This window comes from Pseudomonas sp. GW821-FHT09D08 (assembly GCF_059416305.1).
This window is the reverse complement of record NZ_JBWKOX010000005.1, coordinates 140518-162757: the sequence shown is the minus strand read 5'-3', so window position 1 is coordinate 162757 and position 22240 is coordinate 140518. Positions and strand designations below refer to the sequence as shown.

Below are 22240 nucleotides of genomic sequence, written 5' to 3'. Positions count from 1 at the left end.
GTTAATGTGATTGCAACCCTACCGCCGTACGCGGCATGCCCACAAATCCCGGCAAGGCCTCGATGCTGGCAAGCCAGGCGCGCACCTTAGGGTAGTCGGCCAGCGACACATTGCCTTCCGGCGCATGGGCCACGTAGGTGTAGAACGCAATATCGGCGATGCTCGCCTGCTCCCCCGCCAGGAAGCGGGTTTCGCTCAGTTGCTGCTCCACCAGTGCCAGCAAGCCATGGGCACGGCTGATCGCCGCCGCCGCATCCACATCGGCACCGAACACCACGGCCAGCCGTGCGGTGGCCGGCCCGGCGTGCAACTGGCCGGCGGCGGCCGACAGCCAGCGCTGTACGCGCGCTTGCCCCACCGGGTCGCTTGGCAACCATTGGCCCTTGCCGTATTTCGTGGCGAGGTAGACCAGGATCGCGTTGGAGTCCGCCAGTACGGTGCCGTTGTCGTCAATCGCCGGGACCTGGCCGAAACGGTTGATGGTCGCAGTGAAGTCAGCGCTTTTATGCGCGCCTTGCTTGAGGTCCACCAGGATGAACTCGCTGGGCAACCCCAGCAGGGACAGCATCAGCTCGGCCCGATGGGAATGGCCGGACAGAGGGAAACCATAGAGTTTGATCGCAGGCTGGGACATGTAAGGCTCCAAAGGGTGGGGTTTTGACACCGGCATGTTCCACCGCTGCGCCGACCACTGGAATCACCAGCTTTTACAATCCAGCATTTCAGCAGGTGAAACAATCACTCGCCAAACAGTTCGACGATCAACGCAAACAACGTGGTTTTTACCGCACTGTCCAACGTGGTCCAGGCCAACCCCGTGCGCGCCTGGAACGCCCCCAACGCCAGTGGCCGCGACACACAATTGGCCGGCAACGCCCGCGCGGCCTGCTGCGGCAAGACGCCGACGCCCAACCCGGCGCAGACCAGCGCGAGCATGGTGGTGAACTCGCCCAGTTCGGACGCGATCTGCAAAGGAATGCCCACGGCCTGGATAAATTCGTCGTAGAACCCCGGCGCATAGCGCCGCGCGAGGATGTACACCGGCACGTCGAGCAGGTCGCCGGGCTGGATCGAATCCTGCGTGGCCAACGGATGATCCATCGGCAGGGCCACGCAGAACGGCTCGCGCAACACCACGCGAGTCTGCACCCCAGGGTAAGCGGCAGGCAGGCGCATCAGGCCGAAATCCAGGCGATCATTCTTCAGCGCGGCGGCTTGATCGGGGCCGGGCATGTCCTTGAGTTCCAGCTCGATCCGCGGGTAACGCTGATGCACCGTGCGGATCAACTCGGGTAAGAGGTGCGGCAATACCGACGACACAAAGCCCAGGCGCACCCGGCCGATTTCCCCCCGGTTGGACGCCCGTGCCGCCTCCGTCGCCCGCGCGGCCTGGTGCAGGGTCGCCTGGGCTTCGGGCAGGAACACCCGACCGGCATCGGTCAAGGTCACCGAGTGGCGATTGCGGTCCAGCAGGCGTACGCCCAGGCCAGCTTCGAGCAGCTTGATCTGCATGCTCAGGGCCGGTTGCACAATCGACAACTGCGCCGCCGCCCGGCCGAAATGCAGCTCCTGGGCCAGTACCACAAAGGCGCGCAAGTGCTTGAGCTCCATCGAGCCTCCCCGATTATCACGGATATTGATCAGCCGATCATAAATGAACATTGGACCTGCACCCTATACCGGAGTGAAGTTAAGCCCATCAGCCAACGTTTTGATTATCACAAGCGCGCCCGGAGAAACCTGCCCATGCAAAGCGTTCTAGACACCTTTCGCCTCGATGGCCGGCTGGCGCTGGTCACCGGCTCCAGTGCCGGTATCGGCCTGGCCATCGCCCGAGGCCTGGCCCAGGCCGGTGCGCGGGTGGTGCTCAACGGGCGTAACCGCAGTACCCTGCGCGATGCCGCCGCGCTGCTGACCCTCGAGGGCCTGGAGGTGCACACCGAGGCGTTCGACGTCACCGACAGCGCGGCGATCCAGGCCGGTGTGGCCGCTATCGAGGAACGCCTCGGGCCCTTGGACATCCTGGTCAACAACGCCGGCATGCAGCGCCGTGGGCCGCTGGAAGACTACAGCGAGCAGCACTGGCGCGAACTGATCAGCACCAACCTCGACAGCGCCTTCCTGGTGGGCCAGGCCGTGGCGCGGGCGATGATCCCGCGCAAGCGTGGGCGCATCATCAATATCTGTTCGGTGCAAAGTGAATTGGGCCGCCCGGGCATCGCGCCGTATGCGGCGAGCAAAGGCGCGTTGAAGATGCTCACCAAGGGCATGGCCATCGACTGGGGCCCCCATGGGCTGACGGTCAACGGTATCGGCCCCGGCTACTTCAAGACCGAGTTGAACGCCAACCTGGTGGCCAACCCCGAATTCAGCGACTGGCTGGTGCAACGTACGCCGAGCCGACGCTGGGGCGACGTCGCTGAGTTGGCCGGTGCGGCAGTGTTCCTGGCCAGCGATGCCGCGAGTTTCGTCAACGGTCATATCCTCTATGTCGACGGTGGCATCACCGCGTCGCTGTAACCCTGGAGAACCTTATGCACGCCATTGTCTGCCACGCCTCAAAAGACCTGCGGGTCAGCCCCCAGGACGAACCCCATAGCCTGGGCCCCGAGCAACTGCGCGTGCGCATCGCCCGTGGCGGCATCTGCGGCTCGGACTTGCACTACTACCAGCACGGCGGCTTCGGCACCGTGCGCCTGCGCGAGCCGATGGTGCTCGGCCATGAAGTGTCGGCAGTGATCGACGCCGTGGGCTCCGACGCCGGCCGGTTCAAGGTCGGCCAGCGCATCGCCGTATCGCCGTCGCGCCCGTGCGGTACTTGCCGTTATTGCCATCAAGGCCTGCCCAACCACTGCCTGGACATGCGCTTCTACGGCAGCGCGATGCCCTTCCCGCATATCCAGGGCGCGTTCCGCCAGAGCCTGGTGATCGAGACGCATCAGGCACATCTTTTGGCCGATCATGTCAGCCTCGCCGAAGGTGCACTGGCCGAACCGCTGTCGGTGGGGTTGCATGCAATTCAGCGGGCCGGCGCAGTATTCGGCAAGCGCGTGCTGGTGACCGGTTGCGGCCCCATCGGCAACCTGCTGATCGCCGGCCTGCGCGCCGCCGGTGCGGCTGAAATCGTCGCGGTGGACCTGTCCGCCAGCGCCCTGGCCTGCGCGGAAAAAATGGGCGCCACGCGCACCCACAACATTGCCGACGGCATCGACGCGCTCAAACGCTACACCGCCGAGAAGGGTTACTTCGAGGTGATGTTCGAAGTCTCCGGCAGCGCCCAGGCCCTGCGTAACGGCCTGGACTGCATCGCCCCACGCGGCGTGCTGGTCACGGTCGGCTTGGGCGGTGAGGTGTCGCTGCCGCTGAACCTGCTGGTCAGCCGCGAGATCGACCTGCGCGGCACCTTCCGCTTCCACAGCGAGTTTGCCCAGGCGGTGGACTTGCTCAATCGCCAGGTCATCGACGTGCGCCCGGTGATCTCCCACACGCTGCCGTTCGAACAGGCGGTGCAGGCGTTTGAATTGGCGGCGGACAAGACCCAGGCGATGAAGGTGGTGCTGGATTTTGGCGTGGTGGATCAGCCTTGAACCTGTGACGAGCCCTTCGGGGTCAGCCATATTTTTGTGGCGAGCGGGCTTGCCCTAATGCCGTTCAGTTAAGGCTTTTTGTAGGAGCGAGCTTGCTCGCGAAAAACGCCCAGACAACGCGCTCATTCTCGATAAGCGCGGTGGCCCTGAGTTCTTCGCGAGCAAGCTCGCTCCTACAGTGAATCACTTTCGCTTAACTGAACGCTTAGCGCTCTTGCAAGCGCTCACGCAAAAACCGGTGACTCCTGGAAAACAACCGCCGATAGGTCAGCAACACCGCCCCCACCGTGCCCAACGCCGACGACGCGGCAATCAGGAACATGATCACGATCTGATAGCGCACCGCGTCCACCGGGCTTTCGCCCGCCAGCACCTGGCCGGTCATCATGCCGGGCAGGCTGACGATGCCGACCACGGTCATCTGGTTCAGGGTCGGGATCATCCCCGCGCGTACCGCCTGGCGGATCGCTTCCTGGGCGGCCTCCCAGCGTGAGCCGCCGAGGGCCAGGATCATCTCAATGGTGTTGCGCCCCGAGGTCAGTTCCTGGGTCATGCGTTCGATCCCCAGGGACACGCCGGTCAGGGTATTACCGAGGATCATGCCGAGGATCGGGATCGCGTACTGCGGCTCGTACCACGGGTGGATGCGGATCACCGCAAACAAACCCACTGCCGTCACCAGCCACGAACTGCCCCACACCGACAGGATGCTGTCGACCCTTTGCCCACGGTACGTCCTGCGCCCGCGCCCCGCCGCCGACAGCCCGGCGATCAGGGTCATTGCGCCCATCAACGGCAGCACCACATACCAGTAGGCGAACGCGAACACCCAGCCCAGCAGGTAACCGATGGCCAACAGTTGCACCACGGTGCGCACCGCCGCCCACAGCAACTGGCGGCCCAGGCCCAGGCGCAGCAGCAGGGAGAGCGCACCGTTGACCAGAATCAGCGAAGCGGCGATGCCCATGTCCAGGGCGGTGAGGTTTTGATAGTTCATGGCTGGACCGCCTCGCTCAACACCCCGGCACTCATCTGCCAGTGGATGTCGCTCATGCGCCGCGCCTGGTCGAGGTCGTGGGACACCCAGACATAGGCGCGGGCGTTGTCGCCGGCAAACCAGGCACTGATCAACGCTTCCACATCGCGGGATGAGGTGGGGTCGAGGGCGGCGGTGGGTTCGTCCAGCAGCAGCACCTCGGGGTTGAGTTGCAGGGTGCGGATCAGCGAGACCACCTGGGCCTCGCCGCCCGACAGGTCCAACGCGTTCTTGGTCAAAAAATCCGCCGCCTTGCCGGCATGCCCCAGCAAAGTGGTCACCGCTTGCGGGTCGAAGCGGCGCTGGCGCAGGGTCTTGAGGCTGAAGGGAAAGCGCAGGTTGTCCTCCACCGTGCCTTCGAGCAGCGCGGGGCGTTGGGAGAGGTAGCTGATATGGCTGCGGTAATGGGGAATCTCGGCATTGGCAATCGGCTGGCCGTTCCACAGGACCTGCCCGCTGGTGGGCGCATCCAGCAGCGCCAATGCACGCAGCAATACGCTTTTGCCGGAACCGGAAGCGCCGGTGATCGACACGCGGTCGGCGCGGTTCAAGGTGAAATCCGTGGGCTGCAGCAACGGCACCTGCCGGCGTTCGTCCATGCGCGTGAGGGCGCGGGTTTCGATCAGTGCACTCATGGACGCGGTATTCCTCTTAAACCTGTTGGGCGCAATGGTGCGGCAGGCGCGGGAAGTTTTCATGAAAAAATTCAAACTATCGCCACCCACGTCGTTCAGAACTTCAGGTTCAACGTTAAGTAGGAGACGACATGCAATACCGACAACTGGGCCATTCGGGCCTGCTGGTATCCGAAATCATCCTCGGCACAGTGCCCTTTGGCGGTCGCGCCGAGTTTGAAAAATGCGGATCGGTAGACGTGCCCCAGGCCAGGCGCATGTTCGATATCGCGTTCGACGCCGGGGTGAATATGGTCGACACCGCCGACCTCTACTCCCACGGACTGGCCGAAGAAGTGGTCGGCAAAGCCTTGGGCGACAAGCGCAACGATATCCTGCTGGCCACCAAGGGCCGTAGCCCCGTGGACAACAACCCGAACAACTCAGGCTCGTCGCGCTATCACCTGATTCGCGCGTGCGAAGCGAGCTTGAAGCGCCTGGGCACCGACCATATCGACCTCTACCAATTGCACAATTGGGACGGCATGACCCCCATCGAGGAAACCCTCGAAGCCCTGCGGCTGTTGGTTGGCTCAGGCAAGATCCGCTACTTTGGCACCAGCAACTTCACCGCCTGGCAGATGATGAAAACCCTCGGCAAGGCCGAATTGCACGGCATGCTCAAGCCCATCACCCAGCAGATCTACTACACCCCGGAATCCCGCGAGGCCGAGTACGAGTTACTGCCCCTGGCCCTGGACCAGCACGTGGGGACGCTGGTGTGGGGGCCGATGGGCGAAGGCCTGCTGACCGGTTCCACCCGGCGCGGGCAGCAGCCACCGGCCAATACCCGCCAGGGCAGCGGCTGGCCCGAACCCTACGTGCATGACCAGGAACGTGCGCTGGACATCATCGAGACCCTCGCCGCCGTGGGCGATGAACAGGGCGTGTCGGTGGCGCGCACCTGCCTGGCCTGGCTCAAGGACCGTCCGGGAATTACCTCGCTGATCGTCGGCGCCCGCACGGAAGCGCATCTGCGTGACAACCTGGCGGCCACGGAATTGAAACTCACCGATGAACAGTTCTCGCGTATTGAAGCGGTGACACGGCGCCAACCGTTGTATCCGTACTGGCATCGTTTTACTGCCGGGATTGATCGCTTCGACCCGGCAGAACGGCCGTTCCTGGCCGAGCACCAGAAGACCATGGATGCACGCAAGGACAAATAATCCAGAACAGCGTACCTGTGGCGAGGGAGCTTGTTCCCTCACCACAGGTTACTTTTGCCCCTTTCTACGTCTTCACTGACTGGCATGAGGGCAAATCCCCCTCCCACATTTAATCCCGTCCCCCCAAAAAAGGAGTACGGCTTCGATCCCAAGCCCGATTTGCAATCAAACGCCGCAGTGCCTATATTTCCCGCCTGGCGCTCTCTACGCCACCTTCCGCGGAAAGGGCTGCGCCCAGGACAATGAAGCTCTACCTCATTTCTACGACTCCCAACCTTAAAGCGGAAAAGGTTTGTGCAAGGAGATCGTATGTCGCAACGCCCCGTATCCTCCAACACCGATGGCCGTCTCAACCTTGAGCAGCAGCGCAAGCGCGCCAAGGAACTGTTGCGCCAGCTGAAAGCCCAGGACCCCGGCGCCACCCTGTCCCAAGCCCAATGGCAGATCGCCAGGCAACTGGGCTTCAGCAGTTGGCCCAAGCTCAAGGCCCATGTCGACGCCATTGACTTCGCCGCCCGCCATCCCGACTTTGCCGCCAGCGACGAAGCACGCACCACCCACTGGCGCTGCGGCAATGACATTGCCCACAGCCTCCAGGTGGCCGGGTTCAAGGGCCGCTTCCAGATGCTCACCGACCCGCTGTGCATGGGCCCGGTGCGCGACGTCCCCGCCGCAGAATTCCGCGCCCTGCGCAGCGCGTTCATCAGCCAGGCCTTTGCCCTGCCCTTAGCGGACGTCACGCGCCGCGTCGACGATGAATACGATCAGCTCCACACCTTGGCCAGTGCCGCGCACAGCGTGCTGTGGTGCGAGGCGGATGCCTATGACCAGTTGTTCCTGATCCGTGCCCTGGCCGGCCTGCAGCAGGCACCGCCCAAGCTGGAGCTGATCGAGGTGGATCGTATTCCCGGTGTCGAGCGTTTTATCGGCATCGGCCAACTGGCGCCGGATGTATTGGCGTGGCTATGGCCACAGCGGCGCCTCATCGGTGACGATGCGGTGCAACTGGCCAAACAGGCCTGGTCGGCCTATTGCGACAGCTCACCGACCCGGCTGGCCGAGCTTGCCCATGGCAAACACCCGGCCCTGCCGTTGCTGGCCCCGGCACTGTTGCGTCAATTACAGGAGTTGCCGGGCACCCAGGACGGCCTGTCGCTGACCGAACGCCTGGCCCTGACCTACCTCGCGGAAGCCGGGCCGCTGCCGTTTGGCCGTGTGTTCGCCGAGCTGATGGCCAGGCGCGACCCGTTGCCGTTCCTGGGGGACATGATGTTTCATGCGCTGTTGCGGCCGTTGATCGATGGCGAGCAGCCGTTGCTGATGGAAACCGAGACGCATCTGGACTGGCCCCGCCGCACGTTGTCGCTGACCCCCTTGGGCCATAGCGTGCTCAACGGACAGGCGTACTGGCTCGACCATGCCAGCCACGAACGCTGGGTGGGCGGTACATGCATCAGGCCCGGCCAACCGCACTGGATGATTGATGAGGCCCTGCGCCCCCAGTACAGAACACCGTAAAAAAACAGCCCGCCGTGCATCACCCACGGCGGGCTTTTTCACAACCGCCGGCGCTTACGGCAACGGCTCGAACTTCAATGCGCTCAAGCTCTGCACCTTGTCCTCGCGGACCATCTTGTATTCGGTGTTCGGGCCGATCCAGCGGTCCCAGATCGCATCGATCTCCCCGGCCTTCTCCATCGCCATCAACGACTCATTGACCTTGGCCAGAAACGCCGGCTCATCGCGGCGCATGCCGGCACCGATCGGTTCGAGGGCCATCGGCTCCTTGGCCAGGGCCAGTTCGACACCACTGGCCTTGGCCTGGTTGACCAGTTTCAGCGCGGTCATGGTGTTGGTCACCAGGCCCACCACCTTGTTCTGTTGCAACGCCATGTAGGCCGAGCCGGTGTCCTGGAAGGTCACCGGCGTGGCCCCGGCAAGGCGGATCGACTGCTCGGAGGTGGAGCCCTTGGTCGAGCTGATGCGCTTGTCCTTGAAGAAGCTTTTCGGCTGGTCGGCATTCGCCGCGCGCACCACCAGGGTTTCCTTGGCGATGTAGTACGGGTCGCTGAACTGGATCTGTTCGGCGCGGGTCTTGGTGTAGGCCAGGTTGGCGAAGATCACGTCGACGCGACCCATTTTCACTTCGGGAATCCGCGCTTCAACCGACAGCGGCTTGAGTTCAAGGGCCACGCCCATGGTCTTGGCCAGGGCCTTGCACAGGTCCACGTCCATGCCCACCAACTCGCGGGTTTTCGGGTCCGGCGCGGAGAATGGCGGCACGTCGGCGTAGACGCCGCAGCTCAGGGACTGCTTGGCCAGGATGTCGCTCAACTGGTCGGCCTGTGCGACGGCGATCGCCAATGGCCCCAATGCTAGTGCGGTAAACAGATGCTTCATACCCATGGGAAATCTCCAGAAAGTTGGACCAGCAAAAATGGCAGAGGGAGCAAAGCCGCCGCAGCTCAATGGGCCCGCAGGTCGGCGATAAAACGTTGCGCTCGCGGGTGCGAAGGCTGGGTGAAGAACGCATCGGGACTGCTCTTTTCCAGAATCTGCCCCGCGTCCATAAACCAGATGGTGTCGGCCACTTCACGGGCGAAGTTCATCTCGTGGGTCACGCACATCATGGTCATGCCGTCCTTGGCCAGGCCCTTCATCACGCTCAGCACTTCACCGACCATTTCCGGGTCGAGGGCACTGGTGGGCTCGTCGAACAGCATCACCGGCGGTTCCATCGCCAATGCCCGGGCAATCGCCACGCGCTGCTGTTGGCCGCCGGACAACTGCGCCGGGTAAGCACCGGCCTTATGGGCCAGGCCGACGCGGTCGAGCAATTCCATGGCCTTCTGTTTGGCTGCGGCGCCCTTGAGGTTGCGCAGCTTGTTCGGCGCCAGGGTGATGTTTTCCAGCACCGACAGGTGCGGGAACAGGTTGAAGCTCTGGAACACAAACCCCACGCGGCTGCGCAGGCGGTTGATCTGCGCGTCGGTGCCGTGCACGTCCTGGCCATCGAACAGGATCTGGCCGGCCTGGATGTCTTCCAGGCGGTTGACCGTGCGGATCAGGGTCGACTTGCCAGAACCCGAGGGGCCGCACAGCACCACCACTTCACCGGGTTGCACCTCGGCGGTGATGTCGGTAAGCGCCTGGTACTCGCCGTACCATTTATTGATTTTCGAAAACATGATCATTGGATGCATGAGCGCAGCCCTCTTCAATTATCGGTGGTCAGCAACGGACCGCCCGCCACGGTTTGCCCGCCATCGCCCAGGCGCTTGCGGGCAATGCGTTGCTCCACCCAACCGGCCAGGCGGGTCAGGCCGAAACACAACAGGTAGTAGATGATCGCCAGGATGAAAAACACCTGGAACGGCTTGGTCAGCAGCTGGTTGTTGACCTGGTTGGCGGCGAAGGTCACTTCCTGCACGTTGATCACGTAGCCCAGGGAGGTTTCCTTGATGATCGAGATGAACTGGCTGATCAGGCTCGGCAGCGCGTTGTACAGCGCCTGGGGCAGGATCACCCAGACCGTGGTGCGCACATAGCCCAGGCCCAGGGCGCGGGACGCCTCGTACTGCCCGGCCGGCAGCGCCTGGATGCCGCCGCGAATGATTTCGCACAGGTAGGCACTCTGGTAGATCACCAGGGTGCAGAGCATGGTCATGAAGCCGGTGATGTTATGGCCGATCAGCAACGGCACCAGGAAGTAGGTCCAGAAGATCACCATCAGCAACGGGATGCCACGCAGCACGTAGACCCACACTGTCGCGACCCAGTACAACCCCTTCCACGGCGACACCCGCGCCAAGGCCAGCAGCAGGCCGAACGGGAACGCCAGCAGCAACGCCAGCGCCGCCAGGATCAGGGTACTCGCCAGGCCGCCCAGCGGACCGTGGGGGTATTGGCCGATCAGGAACAGCGTCCAGTTCTGCTGCACGATTGAAAACATATCGAACATCGCGGTCTACCTCGCCAGGGCTTTGCTGAAGTGGCGGGCGAGCAATGCCCCGGCGCCCATCAGCAGCAGTGAAAACACCAGGTAGAAAACCGTGGCCACCAGGTACGACTCAAAGGTGCGGAACGTGTAGTTCTCCACTTCGCGGCTGGCGTAGGTCAGTTCCATCACGCCGATCGCCATCGCCAGGCTGGTGTTCTTGAACAGCAGCACGGTGTGGTTGATCAGCGACGGCAGGCAGTTGCGCACGCCCTGGGGCAGGATCACGTAGCGCATCGAACGCACGTAGCCCAGGCCCAGGGCCCTGGACGCTTCGGTCTGCCCGGCGGGAATGGCGCGCAGGCCGCTGCGCATGTCTTCACAGAAATACGCGGCCTGGCACAGGCCCAGGGCGATCACCGAGAACAGGTATTCGGTGTTGTGGTTGGCCAGCCACAGTTGCGTGGACTCGCCAAGCAGCGTCGGCACGCCGAAGTACCACAGCATCAGTTGCACCAGGGTCGGCACATTGCGGTGGTACGACACATACCCCGCCACCAGGCGGTCGGCCAGCGTGTTACCGGTCAGGCGCACCGTGACCAGTGTCAGCGCCAGCAGCATCGCCAGCAGCCAGGCGAACAGCGCCAGCTGCAAGGTCATTTCGATGCCCTTGACGATCAGCTCGGCATACTCGCCTTGCAGAATCGCGGCCAAATCGAAGTCTTGCTTCATGGTCAATCCCTATCGGCATTGGGCTAGGGCAGAAATCAAAATCACCCGGCGTGGCCGTGGCGGGATGCAGCGCTGACGGATCGATCCGTTCTTTTGCCGGGGCTGGGATTCAGCCCTGGTAGTCCTGGGGACGCGCGGTGGAAAGCCCGCCCGGCACCTGCAAGGTCGGGGTGATCTCCATGTGCCCGATGTTGACCGCAATCGGCGCGGCAATCGCGAAGGCGATGGCATTGGCGATGTCCTCGGCCTGGGGCAATTCAAAGCCCTCGACGAAGCGCTTGTAGGTGGCTTCGGAATCGCCGTGCACGTGGGCAAAAATATCCGTGGCGACCCGACCCGGGCAGATCTCGGTGACCCGCACGCGCTTGCCGAACGCATCGATGCGCAACTGGCGCGAAAGCATGCTCACGGCGGCCTTGGTCGCGTGGTAGGTGGAGTTGCCGCCAAAGTTGTAGGCCGCCGCAATCGAACTGATGTTGATGATGTGCCCGCAGTCGCGCTCGACCATGCCCGGCAACGCCAGCCGTGCCAGGTGCAGCACGGCGCGCAGGTTGACGTCGATCAGCAGGTCGATGCCGTCGGCGTCGGCCTTGAGCAGGGAGCCGGGCTTGTCGACGCCGGCGTTGTTGACCAGGATGTCGAAGGTGTTCTCGGCGAACAATTGGGTCAACCCGGCAAGGTCGGTGACATCGATGGCGTGGGCGATGCAGCCGGTCCTGGCCGCCAGCTCCTGCAACTTGTCGGCGCTGCGGGCCAGGGCATGCACCTGCACGCCTTCCTGGCACAGGCGTTCGACAACGGCGGCGCCGATGCCGGAGGAAGCTCCGGTGACCAGCGCGGTTTTGTAGTCGGAAAATGGCATGGGGTGGTCCTTGTGCTACGGGTTATGGTTCGACTCTATCCAGCCTTCGGGCGCTGGACCAAGACGCAATGGTTGTGTGGCGATAAGGCCTGCTTATGACGCGGCCAGCAACTGGGAAATCGGCGTGATACGGCCGCCCAGTTGCTCGATTTCGGCGCGAATGGTGCGCGCCAGTTCGACCGCGCCGGGGGTGTCGCCATGCAACAGGATCGAATGGGCCGGCACCCTCAGCACCTTGCCGCTGAGGGCGGTCACGGTGCCTTCCTCCAGTAACTGCCGCACCCGGCGCAGCACCGCTGCCGGCGCCTTGATCACCGAACCGTCGACCTTGCGCGGCACCAGCAGGCAATCGTCGTCATAGGCGCGGTCGGCGAGAAACGTGGTGGCGACGCGCAGGCCGTACTTCTCGGCCGCGCCCTCGATGGCGCGGCTGCTCGAAGAACTGATGATCAGCGTCGGGTCAAACGCCGCCACCGCCCGCACCAACGGCTCCGCCAGCGCCGCATCGGCGGCGGCCATATTGCCCAGGGCGCCGTGGAAGCTCATGTGGGTCATGGGATGGCCGTTGACCGCCGCGATCCCGGCGAGCGCGCCGAGCTGGTAGATCACATGGGTGGCGAGTTCCTTGATCTCGATGTTCATCTGCCGACGGCCAAAGCCCATCAGGTCCGGGAAGCCCACATGCGCCCCCAGGTCAATGCCACCGGCCTTGGCCAGGCGCACCGTGTTGTCCATGATCAGCGGGTCGCCGGCATGGAAACCGCAGGCGACATTGGCCGATGAAATCAGGTGCATCAGCGCCTCATCCTCGCCCATGCGCCACGGGCCGAAGCCTTCGCCGAGGTCGGCGTTCAAATCAATCTTCATGCGGGGTACTCCACACCAAGGAACGCTTCGCCGTAGCCGACGGTGGTACCGCACGGCACGCGCACATCGACGACCCTTGCGGCGCGGGGCGCGCGCAAGGGCAACAGCAACTCACCCACTTGCAGCAGCGCGACCAGTTGCCCGGCGCTGAGCTGATCGCCCACCGCCACGAACGGTTGATCCAGTTGGGGATGGGTCAGCAGCAAGCGCCCCAGGCCGGTGGTGCGCAGCACCTGGTCTTCAATCACGGCGACGGCAGGCGCCGCAACAGCAGCGCCCGAGGCACCGCGCTTGAGTGTCAGGTGCACACCGGGGCGGCTCATTTCGGCACCGGCCAGGTGGTGCTCCTTGAGCCACAGCGCCAATTGGCGAATTTCCTCAAGGGTCATGCTTTCACTCCTTCACGGTGCAGTTCCAGCAGGCGGCTGACTTCACGCAGATACGCGCGATTGGTTTCCAAGGCCTCGACGGCCTCCAGGTAGCTGCACTCAATAAAGCGGACCTTGCCGCCGATGGGCGCCTGGCCCAGGCGCCAAAGGTCGGCCTCGATCACACTGCCGAACTTGGGGTAGCCGCCGCTGGGCTGGGCGTCACGCATCTGGATGATGGGCTGGCCGCCGTGAGGCACCTGGATCACCCCCGGCACGATGCCGTGGGAGCGAATTTCCATCGGTGCGATGGGCAGCAGCGGTTGGCCTTCCATTCGGTAGCCGTAGCGATTGCTCTGGGTGGTGATCTTCCATTCACCGGCCCAGAACGCCGCGCGGGACGCTTCCTGGAAGCGCTCGTATTCGGCGGCGGGCAACACGCGCATGGCAGGCACCCCATCAACCTGCAACGGCAGCGCCAGGCCTGGCGCCAATACCCCAACATCCAGCGGCAACGGGCTGATACCGGGGCGCAGCGCCCCCAGCCGATCACCCTGTTGCAGGGCGCGGCCGTCGAGGCCGCCGAACTCGCCGCGCAATTGAGTGCTGCGCGAACCCAGCACCGACGGCACATCCACCCCGCCCGCCAAACACAGATAGGCACGGCTGCCAGACGTCGGATAGCCCAGGCTCAAGACCTGGCCTTCGCGGCCCTGGCACACCCAGTTCGGTGGCAAGGGCTGGCCGTCCAGGGTGGCGTCGCAAGCGGCGCCGGTCACCGCGAAGGCACAGTCCTGCAGCAGCCGTACCTCGAACGGGAACAGCGGTATTTCAATCGCGGCGGCGTCTTCGGGATTGCCCAGCAACAGGTTGCCCAGGGCCAGGGCCAGGTGGTCCATGGCGCCCGATGTGCCCACGCCATAACCCAGGCTGCCGAAGCGGCCGAAGTCCTGCACGGTGGCCAGGGCGGTGGCCGATAAAATCTCGATCATCGAATGATCCTCTCGATGCGCAAGCGCAGGAAATCACCCGGCCGCAAGATCGCGGGCGGGGTTTGGGCGGGGTCGAAAAACGCCATTTCAGTGCGGCCGATGGTGTTCCAGCCGCTGGGGCCGGCCGAGGCGGACACCCCGGTCTGCACCCCGCCGATGGACACCGAGCCCGCCCCGATAGTCAGCACCGGCACTTGGCGCCGTGGCGTGGCCAGGCGCGGGTCCATGCCACCGAGGTAGCAATAACCGGGGTGGCTGCCCAGGGCGTACACCGGGTACAGCGGTTCGCAGTGCAGGTTGGCGATGGTCTCGATATCCAACCCGGTGTGGGCGATCACGTCCGCCATATGCGGGCCGAACTCGCCGCCGTACACCACCGGCAATTCGACAATGCGCCCCTCCAGGGGCAGCGGCTGGCTCTGTTCCCAGGCTTCCAGCAGGCGCTGGCACAGGCCGTTCAGTTCACGGGGCGGCGTGAGGAAGGTGAGCATCAGGTTGTTCATGCCGGGCACGGCTTCGTGGATCTCGGGCCATTCGCCGGCTTGCAGGGCCAGGCGCCAGATACGCTGCTGTGGGGCCAGGTCCAGTTCGCCCGGCGCCTCGAAGAGCAAGGCGCTGGAGCCCAGCAGGCTGATGACAGGGGCGGTGTTCATATCGGACTCCTTTGCTGCAACCAGCGCTCCAGGTGATGAATATCGACGCCGCCGGCGCAGAACGCCGGGTCATCCAGAATCTCGCGGTGCAACGGAATGTTGGTGCTGATGCCCTCCACGACCATCTCGCTCAGGGCCAGGCGCATGCGCGCCATGGCGTCTTCGCGCGTGGCGCCGTGGGTGATGACCTTGGCCACCATCGAGTCGTAGTACGGCGGCACGCGGTAGCCGGTGGTGACATGGGAATCGACCCGCACACCAAAGCCGCCGGGCACTTCCCAACGCTGGATCAGGCCGGGGGTCGGCATAAACGTCAGCGGGTCCTCGGCGTTGATGCGGCACTCCAGGGAGTGGCCGTTCAGTTGAACGTCCTCTTGGCGCACGCTGAGCACTTCACCGCGGGCCATGCGCAGTTGCTGCTGGACGATGTCGATGCCGGTGGTCATCTCGGTGACCGGATGCTCCACTTGCAGGCGCGTGTTCATCTCGATGAAGAAGAACTCGCCGTCCTCATACAGAAACTCGAAAGTGCCCACGCCGCGATAGCCGATGCGGCGGCAGGCCTCGGCGCAGCGTTCGCCGACCGTGGCGATCAGCGCGGGATCGATGCCCGGCGCCGGCGCTTCTTCCAGGACTTTCTGGTGGCGGCGTTGCAGGGAGCAGTCGCGGCAGCCAAGCCAGATCGCATGGCCATGGGCATCACACAGCACCTGGATTTCCACGTGCCGGGGGTGGCCGAGGAATTTCTCGATGTACAGTTCAGGGTTGCCGAACGCCAACCGCGCTTCTTCGCGAGTGAGACCGATGGCCGCCAACAACTCGGCCTCTGCCTGCACCACGCGCATGCCGCGGCCACCGCCACCACCGGCCGCCTTGACGATCACCGGATAACCGATGTCGGCGGCGATGGCGAGGATGCTCGCGTCGTCGCTCGGCATGCTCGAATCCGGCCCCGGCACGCACGGCACACCGGCTTCACGCATGGCACGCTTGGCTGCCACCTTGTCGCCCATGGTGCGAATGCATGCGGCGCTCGGCCCGATAAAGGTCAACCCGGCCGCTTCGATGCGCTCGGCAAACCCGGCGTTTTCCGACAGGAACCCGTAACCGGGGTGGATCGCCTGGGCACCACTGACCCTGGCAGCAAACAGCAGCGCCGTCTGGTTCAAGTAGCTCAGGCCCGGTGCGGCCGGGCCGATGCACAGCGACTCATCGGCGTTTTGCACATACTGCGCATGACGGTCCGCTTCGGAGTGCACCGCCACGGTCTTGATACCCAGGCCGTGGCAGGCACGCGCAATGCGCAGGGCGATTTCGCCACGGTTGGCGATCAGCACTTTGTCGAACATTGAATTCACCTGAATAACGAATACGCGTGGGGGTCAACCGAGCCGGAACAGGGCCTGGCCCGCTTCGACTTCGACGCCGGCCTGGGCAAGAATCTCAACCAACTTGCCGGCAACCTTGGCCTTGACCGGGTGGAACATCTTCATCGCCTCGATCACCGCCACGGTCTGACCGGCTTCGATCGCTTGGCCCACGCTGACGAACGGCGCCTCACCGACGGCGGGCGTCAGGTGCAGGACGCCATAGAGGCTGGCCTTGATCTCCACGGCGGCGCTGGCCACGGCGGCGGCGGGTGTTGGCGCTGAAGTCACGGTCGGTGCCGCGCTGGTGATCACCTGACCTGCCTGCTTGAACAGCCGCAGCGTGCTGTCGCCTTCGGTCAGGCTCAGTTCCAGCAGATCGGATTCGGCCAGCAAATCCATCAACCCCTTGATACGTGCTGAATCCATGTATGGCCCCTGCCTGTCGAGCGTGTCTTGAGTGGATGGGCCCAATCTACCGAGCCCCTCGAAAAGCGGCCAAGACGCTTTGGCTTTGGGGTGATAAGCCGACCTTATGACCGCTCAAATCAGGCTGCCACGCATCTTCGCCACCAGCTCCAGCAGGATCGCCTTGACCGCCTGGGCCGGCACCGACAACGGCAAATGCCCCGACAGGCACAGCGCCAGCGGCGCCTCCACCTCGGGTTCGACGATGCGGCACATGTGCACCGAAGTGGCCGCCACCATCACCCGCGCCGACGACTCCGGCAGGATGGTCGAGCCGAAATGGTCGGCCACGGCGGCGGTCAGCGTGGTCGAGGATTCAATTTCGGCCACCACCCGCGCACTCAGGCCGATGCGCAGGAAGGCTTCGTCCACCAGCCGACGCATCACGTTGTAGGGACGCGGCAGCAGCATGTCCATGTCGGCCAGTTCGGCCAGGGGCACTTCTTCACGCGTGGCAATCGCCGGGTCGGCACTCACCAGGTACAGCGGCTCGCGCAACAGCGAGACAAAACTCAGGCCATGCACCTCGCGCCCGCCATACAGCACGGCCATGTCCATGCGGCCGTTCATGATCAGCTCGCTCAAGGTGGTGCCGAAGTTTTCATTGAGGTACAGCAGGATGCCGGGGTGGCGCTCACGCACGGTGCGCAGCAGCGGCAATGACAACGCCGACGCCGCAGTACCCGGCGCCAGCCCCACCGACACCTGCCCGGACAACGCCTGGCCGGTGGCATTGATATCGCTCTGGGCCTGCTCGCACTGGCGCAAAATGATCTGCGCATGCCCATACAGCACCTTGCCCGCCTCGGTCGGCGTGACGCCGCGCTTGGTGCGAATCAACAGCTGCTGTTGCAGCTCGGCTTCCAGGGTTGCCAGTTGTTGGCTCAACGCCGGTTGCGCCACATGCAGTACATCGGCGGCCTGGGTCATGCTGCCGATGTCGACGAGTTTCACGAAATACTTCAATCGGCGCAGGTTCAAAATGGCGATGCTCATGTAATGGACAAGTGATGCCTTAAATGTGGGAGGGGGCTTGCTCCCGATGAGGCAGTGTCAGTTGATGCATCTGTGACTGACATACTGCTATCGGGAGCAAGCCCCCTCCCACATTTGGTTTTGCGTACACCTGGCAGGTTTGCAAAAGACAGGCCATCCGTATAACCAGCCATAAGGCTTTGCTATGGCTGTCCCTGATCTCCGATCCAAGGCACCCGCCCGGAGCAGCCAGGACTGGACGCACCGCAACAGTGCAACCCCAGCCATAAGCACTGCCTATCAAACCAGAACGAACTCATCTTATGGCGCCCTTCCCCGCGCCTCGTACTGTGGCCCCTGTCAACGCCATCAACGAGGAACGCCCGTGACTGCCTCCCGCATCGCCGCCCGTGTGCAACGCATCAAACCATCGCCCAGCAGCGCCGCGTCCGACCGCGCCAACGAGCTGCGTCGCCAGGGCCAGTCCATCATCAACCTGGTGGTGGGCGAGCCGGATTTCGATACGCCACCTAACATTCGCCAGGCCGCCAGTGCCGCCATCGAGCGCGGTGAAACCCGCTACACCCAGAACGCCGGTACCCCGGAGCTGCGCCAGGCCATCGTCGACAAACTGGCACGGGAAAACGCCCTGGCCTACACCGCCCAGCAAGTGCTGGTGACCAGCGGCGCCAAAAGTGCGATCTTCAACGCCTTCGCCGCCACTCTCGGCGCCGGCGATGAGGTGCTGATCCCGGCGCCGTACTGGGTGTCGTACCCGGACATGGTGCTGGCCTGCGAAGGCGAGCCTGTGACCCTCGCCTGCCCGGAACACAACGGCTTCAAGCTGACCCCAGGCCAGCTGCGCGCGGCGATCACCCCGCGTACCCGCTGGCTGCTGCTCAACTCCCCCAGCAACCCCACCGGCGCCAGCTACAGCCACAGCGAATTGCGCGCCCTGGCCGATGTGCTGCTGGACTATCCCCATGTGCTGCTGATGACCGATGACATCTACGAGCACATCCGTTTCGACGGCCTGGACAACCCGCATATCCTCGCCATCGAGCCGGCCTTGAGCGAGCGCAGCCTGGTGGTCAACGGCGTGTCCAAGACCTACGCCATGACCGGCTGGCGCATCGGTTACGCCGCCGGCCCCGCCGACCTGATCGGCGCCATGGCCACCCTGCAATCGCAGTCCACCAGCAACGCCTGCTCGATCAGCCAGGCAGCGGCGGTGGAAGCGCTCAACGGCGACCAGAGCTTCGTCAAGCAAAGCGTGTTGGTCTACCAGCAACGCCGCGACCGCTGCCTGGAGCTGCTCAATGCCATTCCCGGCCTCAGTTGCCGCAAGCCCGATGGTGCGTTCTACCTGTATGTGAATTGCGCTGGCCTGCTGGGTAAAACCACGCCCGAGGGCAAGGTGCTGCACACCGACAGCGACGTCGTGATGTACCTGCTGGAAAGCCAGGGCGTGGCGGTGGTGGCCGGCACGGCGTATGGCCTGGCGCCGTTTTTCCGTATGTCGATCGCCACCGCGATCGCTACTCTCGACCAGGGCTGTGCACGCATCGCCACCGCCGTCACCGCGTTGCGCTGAGGGCCGACCATGACCGTGGCAGCCCACCCGCCCTTGAGTTTCCAGCAAGCCTTGCTGGCCATGCTCGGCATCTCCCTGGTGCTGATGCTCTCGGCACTTGACCAGACGGTGATCGGCAACGCCTTGCCGAGCATCGTCGCCGAGCTCGATGGCTTTGAACTCTACGCGTGGGTGGCCACCGGCTACCTGTTGGCGTCCATCGTCACCATTCCGATTTTCGGGCGGCTGGGGGATTACTACGGGCGCAAGCCATTCGTGCTCGCCGCCACGTTGATTTTCACCCTGGCCTCCTTGGCCTGTGCCGTGGCCGATGACATGCGGGTACTGGTGATCGGCCGCGCCTTGCAAGGCGTGGGCGGCGGCATGCTGATCGGCACCGCGTTCGCCTGCATTCCCGAACTGTTTCCCGATACCCGTCAACGCCTGCGCTGGCAAATGCTCTTGAGTGCGCTGTTCAGCGTGGTCAATGCCATCGGCCCGGGCCTGGGGGGTTACCTGACCGGCGCCTTTGGCTGGCGCTCGGTGTTCTACCTCAACCTGCCCCTGGGGTGCCTGGCGCTATTGATCGCCTGGCGCTTTCTGCCCTGGTACCGCCCGCAGCAGCGCAGCGGCATTCGCCTGGACTGGCCCGGCGCGTTATTGATCGCGCTGGCCCTGGGCAGCCTGCAGCTATTTGTGGAGTGGCTGGGGCATTCGAGCCTGGCGTTGAGCACCGCCCTGGGCCTGGGCTGCATGGCCGCGATCAGCGCGCTGTGGCATTGGGAGCGGCGTTGCCCCCATGCGCTGTTGCCGGCGGCGCTGTTCAGTTTGCCGAGCCTGCGATGGTTGTTTGTACTGTCGGTGGCGGCCGGCGCGATCATGTTTTCGCTGTTGTTCTACCTGCCGCTGTTGCTGCAAGGCGCCTACGGCTACTCGCCCCAGGACGCCGGCCTGTTGATCACGCCGCTGGCGTTGAGCATCACCTTGGGGGCCATCGTCAACAGCCGCATCGTGACCCGTTTGCGCAACCCCAACCATTTGCCGCTGGCAGGCTTTGTCGCACTGCTGCTGGCGTGCCTGGGCCTGGCGGTGGTCGGGCGCGGGGCCGCGTTCAACCTGCTGCTCGGTTTGATCCTGCTGGCCGGCCTGGGGCTGGGATTTATCCTGCTCAACCTCACGGTCTTCACCCAGACCCTGGCCGAACGGCAGTTCCTGGGGATTGCCACAGCGCTGACCCAGTCCCTGCGCCTGGTCGGCGGGCTGCTCGGCACTGCGGGCATGGGGGTGCTGGTCAACCTGCTGTACAGCGCCAATGTGCAGCGGGTGTTTCTCGCCGCGAATCACGCCGAGGGCATTGCCGTGTACGCCGATCCGCAGACGCTGTTGCATGCCAACCTCGACGCCTCGCCGTGGCTGAACCTGGCCCGGGATGCCCTGGCGCAGTCCGTTGGCGTAGGCCTGTTGCTGTGCGCCGGGATCGGCGTGCTGGCGCTGTTCATCCTGTACCGCTTGCCGCCGGTGCGACTGCATGTCGTGCCGGCCACCGTTGCTCCTGAAAAACCTGCTCCTGAAAACAAATAGAAAACCTTCACTGCCGCTTTTGACTGCCCTAAAAAAACCAAACACACATGGGGATGACACCGATGGAGCTTTTCAATCGCGCACCAACAGTACTCGCCGGCCTTTGTGGCCTGCTGATCGCCCAACAGGGCTACGCCGCCGGCCTGGTGGAAGACAGCAAGCTCAACGTGCTGGCCCGCAACTTCTTCAGTAACGCCGACAACCGCAGCGGCGCGGCCGACCCCAACTACACCCAGGAATGGGGCCAGGGCTTTATCGCCAACTTCGAGTCGGGTTTCACCCAGGGCACGGTGGGCTTCGGACTCGACGCCATCGGTATGTTCGGTGTGCGCCTGGACTCCGGCAAGGGCCGTCACTACAACCCGCAAAGCACCGCATTCAACGGCAACGTGTTCCCCACCGATCACGATGGTCGCGCGGTGGACCAGTTCGGCAGCCTGGGCCTGACCGCCAAGGCGCGCTTTGCCCGGACCGAGCTGAAATACGGGACCCTGGTGCCCATGCTGCCGGTGGTGATGTCCACCGACCGCATGCTGCAACAGACCTTCAACGGCGGACAGGTGCAGTCCAAGGACCTGGACCATTTCACCTTCACCCTCGGCCAGCTGGAACACGTGAAAGGCCGTGGTTCGAGCAACCAGATGGGCATGTCGATCCCGGGCGCCAACAACGCGGTCAGCGGTGAGTTCGTCAACAAGTTCTACTACGGCGGCGTCGACTACAAACCCACCAAAGACCTGACGTTGCAGTACTACTATGGCAACCTGCAGGACTTCTACAAGCAGAACTTCCTGGGCCTCAAGTACGACTGGCAGATCGGCCCGGGCACCCTGCGCACCGACCTGCGCCACTTCGATAACCGCTCCGACGGTGCCAACGGCAACGACCCGGCGTTCTACACCTTCGGCTACTACGGCGACGGCGTGACCAAGGGCAAGGTCGACAGCCGCCTGAGCAGCGCCCTGTTCACTTACCTGGTCGACGGCCATACGATTGCCGCCGGCCTGCAACAGGTCAGCGGCGACAGCGATGCGGTGTGGCTGAACCAGGGGGACGGTTCCACGGCCTACTTCATGACCGAGTCGATGATCGGCAAATTCCAGCGCGCCGGGGAAACCACCTGGCAGGTGCGTTACGGCTATGACTTCGCCACGGTCGGCGTGCCAGGCCTGAGCTTTATGGGCATGTACGAAAGTGGCTCGAACATCCGCACGCCAACGGGTGACAAGAGCGAGTGGGAACGCAACCTGACCGTGAGCTATGTGTTCCAGCAAGGCCCGCTGAAGAACCTGAGCATCGCCTTGCGCCATGCCTCATTGCGCACCGAAGTGACCACCCAGCGTGACAGCGATGAGCATCGGGTGATCATCAGTTACCCGTTGAGCATTTTGTAACGCCA

The 22240-nt window shown here is 64.0% G+C and carries 23 protein-coding genes; 7 read left to right on the top strand and 16 right to left on the bottom strand.

Annotated features, from left to right (window positions below; translation table 11 throughout):
- Position 1 precedes the first annotated feature (1 nt).
- Together AC07OP_RS12215 and AC07OP_RS12210 are read right to left on the bottom strand one after the other, a co-directional pair.
- On the bottom strand, positions 2–634 hold the full coding sequence (locus AC07OP_RS12215) for a glutathione S-transferase family protein (protein WP_065926978.1): 633 nt from the start codon (positions 632–634) through the stop codon (positions 2–4).
- A gap of 104 nt (positions 635–738) precedes the next feature.
- The gene (locus AC07OP_RS12210; protein WP_092486885.1) at positions 739–1611 is read right to left on the bottom strand and encodes a LysR family transcriptional regulator; all 873 of its coding nucleotides are present in this window, start codon (positions 1609–1611) and stop codon (positions 739–741) included.
- 135 nt (positions 1612–1746) lie between these two features.
- Between AC07OP_RS12210 and AC07OP_RS12205 the strand changes: the two genes are divergently transcribed.
- On the top strand, positions 1747–2520 hold the full coding sequence (locus AC07OP_RS12205; protein ID WP_027606142.1) for a glucose 1-dehydrogenase: 774 nt from the start codon (positions 1747–1749) through the stop codon (positions 2518–2520).
- A 14-nt stretch (positions 2521–2534) separates the two neighbouring features.
- Positions 2535–3587: an L-idonate 5-dehydrogenase gene (locus AC07OP_RS12200; protein WP_495101780.1), complete on the top strand. Its 1053-nt coding sequence runs from the start codon at positions 2535–2537 to the stop codon at positions 3585–3587.
- A 205-nt stretch (positions 3588–3792) separates the two neighbouring features.
- Here the strand turns inward: AC07OP_RS12200 and AC07OP_RS12195 are convergent, their stop codons facing one another.
- Positions 3793–4584, bottom strand: coding sequence for an ABC transporter permease (locus AC07OP_RS12195; RefSeq protein WP_027606140.1), 792 nt, complete (start codon positions 4582–4584; stop codon positions 3793–3795).
- Entirely contained in the window at positions 4581–5258 is a 678-nt protein-coding gene (locus AC07OP_RS12190; protein WP_495101781.1) for an ABC transporter ATP-binding protein, read from the bottom strand. Before AC07OP_RS12190 ends, AC07OP_RS12195 begins: the two co-directional genes overlap by 4 nt.
- Before the next feature lie 131 nt (positions 5259–5389).
- Between AC07OP_RS12190 and AC07OP_RS12185 the strand changes: the two genes are divergently transcribed.
- Together AC07OP_RS12185 and AC07OP_RS12180 are read left to right on the top strand one after the other, a co-directional pair.
- Positions 5390–6466 carry an aldo/keto reductase gene (locus tag AC07OP_RS12185; protein ID WP_092485758.1) on the top strand — a complete coding sequence of 359 codons (1077 nt, stop codon included), beginning with the start codon at positions 5390–5392 and terminating at the stop codon, positions 6464–6466.
- Between the two features lie 309 nt (positions 6467–6775).
- Complete coding sequence (locus tag AC07OP_RS12180; protein WP_495101782.1) at positions 6776–7984, top strand: DUF1835 domain-containing protein; 1209 nt, start codon at positions 6776–6778, stop codon at positions 7982–7984.
- Positions 7985–8038: 54 nt separating this feature from the next.
- On the opposite strand, the gene AC07OP_RS12175 is transcribed toward AC07OP_RS12180, so the two are convergent.
- From AC07OP_RS12175 to nac, 12 genes are all read right to left on the bottom strand, one after another.
- The gene (locus AC07OP_RS12175; protein WP_098479085.1) at positions 8039–8872 is read right to left on the bottom strand and encodes an ABC transporter substrate-binding protein; all 834 of its coding nucleotides are present in this window, start codon (positions 8870–8872) and stop codon (positions 8039–8041) included.
- Between the two features lie 59 nt (positions 8873–8931).
- Entirely contained in the window at positions 8932–9660 is a 729-nt protein-coding gene (locus tag AC07OP_RS12170) for an amino acid ABC transporter ATP-binding protein (protein ID WP_169899070.1), read from the bottom strand.
- 23 nt (positions 9661–9683) lie between these two features.
- Entirely contained in the window at positions 9684–10427 is a 744-nt protein-coding gene (locus AC07OP_RS12165) for an amino acid ABC transporter permease (protein ID WP_053138766.1), read from the bottom strand.
- 6 nt (positions 10428–10433) lie between these two features.
- Complete coding sequence (locus tag AC07OP_RS12160) at positions 10434–11135, bottom strand: amino acid ABC transporter permease (protein ID WP_027608104.1); 702 nt, start codon at positions 11133–11135, stop codon at positions 10434–10436.
- Positions 11136–11244: 109 nt separating this feature from the next.
- The gene (locus AC07OP_RS12155; protein ID WP_053138772.1) at positions 11245–11997 is read right to left on the bottom strand and encodes an SDR family oxidoreductase; all 753 of its coding nucleotides are present in this window, start codon (positions 11995–11997) and stop codon (positions 11245–11247) included.
- A gap of 93 nt (positions 11998–12090) precedes the next feature.
- On the bottom strand, positions 12091–12864 hold the full coding sequence (locus AC07OP_RS12150) for a LamB/YcsF family protein (protein WP_495101783.1): 774 nt from the start codon (positions 12862–12864) through the stop codon (positions 12091–12093).
- Positions 12861–13253 carry a hypothetical protein gene (locus AC07OP_RS12145; protein WP_495101784.1) on the bottom strand — a complete coding sequence of 131 codons (393 nt, stop codon included), beginning with the start codon at positions 13251–13253 and terminating at the stop codon, positions 12861–12863. The genes AC07OP_RS12150 and AC07OP_RS12145 overlap by 4 nt, the downstream gene beginning before the upstream one ends.
- A complete protein-coding gene (locus AC07OP_RS12140; RefSeq protein ID WP_027608100.1) occupies positions 13250–14224 on the bottom strand; it encodes a 5-oxoprolinase subunit C family protein in 975 nt (324 codons plus the stop codon). The genes AC07OP_RS12145 and AC07OP_RS12140 overlap by 4 nt, the downstream gene beginning before the upstream one ends.
- Positions 14221–14877, bottom strand: a complete 657-nt coding sequence (gene pxpB, locus AC07OP_RS12135) for a 5-oxoprolinase subunit PxpB (RefSeq protein WP_027608099.1) — start codon at positions 14875–14877, stop codon at positions 14221–14223. The genes AC07OP_RS12140 and pxpB overlap by 4 nt, the downstream gene beginning before the upstream one ends.
- Positions 14874–16226: an acetyl-CoA carboxylase biotin carboxylase subunit gene (gene accC / locus AC07OP_RS12130; protein WP_115487010.1), complete on the bottom strand. Its 1353-nt coding sequence runs from the start codon at positions 16224–16226 to the stop codon at positions 14874–14876. The genes pxpB and accC overlap by 4 nt, the downstream gene beginning before the upstream one ends.
- A 33-nt stretch (positions 16227–16259) precedes the next feature.
- Positions 16260–16673, bottom strand: a complete 414-nt coding sequence (locus AC07OP_RS12125) for an acetyl-CoA carboxylase biotin carboxyl carrier protein (RefSeq protein WP_115487009.1) — start codon at positions 16671–16673, stop codon at positions 16260–16262.
- A 114-nt stretch (positions 16674–16787) separates the two neighbouring features.
- Positions 16788–17693, bottom strand: a complete 906-nt coding sequence (gene nac / locus AC07OP_RS12120; RefSeq protein WP_027608096.1) for a nitrogen assimilation transcriptional regulator NAC — start codon at positions 17691–17693, stop codon at positions 16788–16790.
- Positions 17694–18072: 379 nt separating this feature from the next.
- On the opposite strand from nac, the gene AC07OP_RS12115 reads away from it, so the two are divergent.
- From AC07OP_RS12115 to AC07OP_RS12105, 3 genes are all read left to right on the top strand, one after another.
- On the top strand, positions 18073–19281 hold the full coding sequence (locus AC07OP_RS12115) for an aspartate transaminase (RefSeq protein WP_169899029.1): 1209 nt from the start codon (positions 18073–18075) through the stop codon (positions 19279–19281).
- Between the two features lie 9 nt (positions 19282–19290).
- Positions 19291–20841: an MFS transporter gene (locus AC07OP_RS12110; protein ID WP_495101785.1), complete on the top strand. Its 1551-nt coding sequence runs from the start codon at positions 19291–19293 to the stop codon at positions 20839–20841.
- Between the two features lie 62 nt (positions 20842–20903).
- Positions 20904–22235 (top strand): OprD family porin, encoded by a 1332-nt coding sequence (locus AC07OP_RS12105; protein ID WP_495101786.1) that lies wholly within the window; start codon positions 20904–20906, stop codon positions 22233–22235.
- Positions 22236–22240 lie beyond the last annotated feature (5 nt).